At 71.1% G+C, this 2016-nt stretch carries 1 protein-coding gene and 1 pseudogene; one reads left to right on the top strand and one right to left on the bottom strand.

The window, feature by feature from the left end; genetic code table 11:
- Positions 1 to 219: 219 nt before the first annotated feature.
- Positions 220 to 1608 carry a cystathionine beta-synthase gene (locus HW445_RS28585; protein WP_180223742.1) on the bottom strand — a complete coding sequence of 463 codons (1389 nt, stop codon included), beginning with the start codon at positions 1606 to 1608 and terminating at the stop codon, positions 220 to 222.
- A 167-nt stretch (positions 1609 to 1775) separates the two neighbouring features.
- Between HW445_RS28585 and HW445_RS28580 the strand changes: the two are divergent.
- Positions 1776 to 2016, top strand: a pseudogene (locus HW445_RS28580) (SGNH/GDSL hydrolase family protein); the annotation flags it as partial.

Raw genomic sequence — 2016 nt, 5'->3', positions numbered from 1 at the left:
TCGCGGGAACCGCCGCGCCCCCCGTTGCCGGGGGGCCGGGACGACGGCGGTTCCCGCGCCGAACGCGGACCGGGTCAGGACCGGGCATCGCGCGCACCGGCCGAGGCGGGGAGCCGCTCCCACTCTCACCGGCAGGAACAACCATGCCGGACCCGTGTTAACCCCGTGCTGCGCGCACGTGACGCGCGAGTACCACTTCCGGCAACGCCGACGACGCCGTCAGCGCTCCCCGCCCTTCGCGAGGAAGGACAGCAGGTCCTGCCGGCTGACGACCCCCGTCGGCTTGCCGTCCACCAGCACGATCGCCGCGTCCGCGGACCCCAGCACCGCCATCAGGTCCTCCACCGGCTCACCCGACCCCACCTGCGGCAGCGGCGCGGACATGTGCCGCTCCAGCGGGTGGTTCAGCTCCGCCCGCTTGGTGAACAGCGCGTCCAGCAGCTCCTTCTCGACCACGGAGCCGACGACCTCCGCCGCCATCACGTCCGGGTGACCCGCCCCCGGCTTCACGATCGGCATCTGCGAGACGCCGTACTCGCGCAGCACCTCGATGGCCTGGCCGACCGTCTCGTCGGGGTGCATGTGGACCAGCGACGGCATGCCGTGGTCCTTGTCGTTCAGCACGTCGGAGACCCGCGCGCTCGGGCCCGTGTCCTCCAGGAAGCCGTAGTCGGCCATCCACTCGTCGTTGAAGATCTTGCTCATGTACCCGCGGCCGCTGTCCGGCAGCAGCACCACGACCACGTCGTCCGGGCCGAGCTTCCTCGCGACCTCCAGCGCCGCCACCACGGCCATGCCGCAGGAGCCGCCCACCAGCAGGCCCTCCTCCTTGGCGAGGCGGCGGGTCATCCGGAAGGAGTCCTTGTCGGAGACCGCGACGATCTCGTCGGCCACCGTCCGGTCGTAGGCGGTGGGCCAGAAGTCCTCGCCCACGCCCTCGACCAGGTACGGACGGCCGGAGCCGCCGGAGTAGACGGACCCCTCCGGGTCCGCGCCGATCACCTTGACGCGGCCCTCGCTCGCGTCCTTCAGGTAGCGGCCGGTGCCGGAGATCGTGCCGCCGGTGCCCACGCCCGCGACGAAGTGGGTGATCCTGCCCTCCGTCTGCTTCCACAGCTCGGGGCCGGTGGAGTGGTAGTGGGAGAGCGGGTTGTTCGGGTTGGAGTACTGGTCCGGCTTCCAGGCGCCGGGGATCTCGCGGACCAGGCGGTCGGACACGTTGTAGTACGAATCCGGGTGCTCAGGGTCGACGGCCGTCGGGCAGACCACGACCTCCGCGCCGTACGCGCGCAGCACGTTGATCTTGTCCGTGCTGACCTTGTCGGGGCAGACGAAGACGCAACGGTAGCCCTTCTGCTGCGCCACGATGGCCAAGCCCACGCCGGTGTTCCCGCTGGTCGGCTCGACGATGGTGCCGCCCGGCTGCAGCTCGCCGCTCTGCTCCGCCGCCTCGATCATCCGCAGGGCGATGCGGTCCTTCACCGATCCGCCGGGGTTGAAGTACTCGACCTTGGCGAGGACCGTGGCCTCGATCCCCTCGGCCACCCTGTTGAGCCTCACCAGCGGCGTGTTGCCGACGAGACTGATCATCGAGTCGTGGAATTCCACCGTTGTCTCCGGTCGCTTTCGTCATTGATGCGGTGGGTCCCACCCTACGGGCCCTGACCGACCGTCGCGGACTCGTCACGATCGCGATTGGCGGACCACCTCCACGGGGCAAGCAAGGAGTAACCGGGCGGTACGGGACGCCGGCGACGAGGAGGTGGCGGCGAGGGATGTCGAGCACGTCGAGGGCACGCGTGGCCCGGCGGATCGCGGCCGGCGCCGCGTACGGCGGGAGCGGGATCGGTCTGGCGGGCGCCGCGGCCGCCGGACTGCTGCTGGCCGAGATCCATCTGGCCCGGCGGACCGTGACCAACGGGTACGACCCGCACGTCCCCGGCGCCGACGGGCTGTACGGGGCGTCCTTCGCCGCACCGGTCAACCCGCCGCTGCGGCTGGTGATGCTGGGCGACT

The organism is Streptomyces sp. UH6, assembly GCF_013421635.1.
In the GTDB taxonomy this organism is placed as follows: Bacteria; Actinomycetota; Actinomycetes; order Streptomycetales; family Streptomycetaceae; genus Streptomyces; species Streptomyces abyssomicinicus.
Note: the sequence above shows the minus strand (reverse complement) of the source record. Positions and strands in the feature narration are given on the sequence as shown.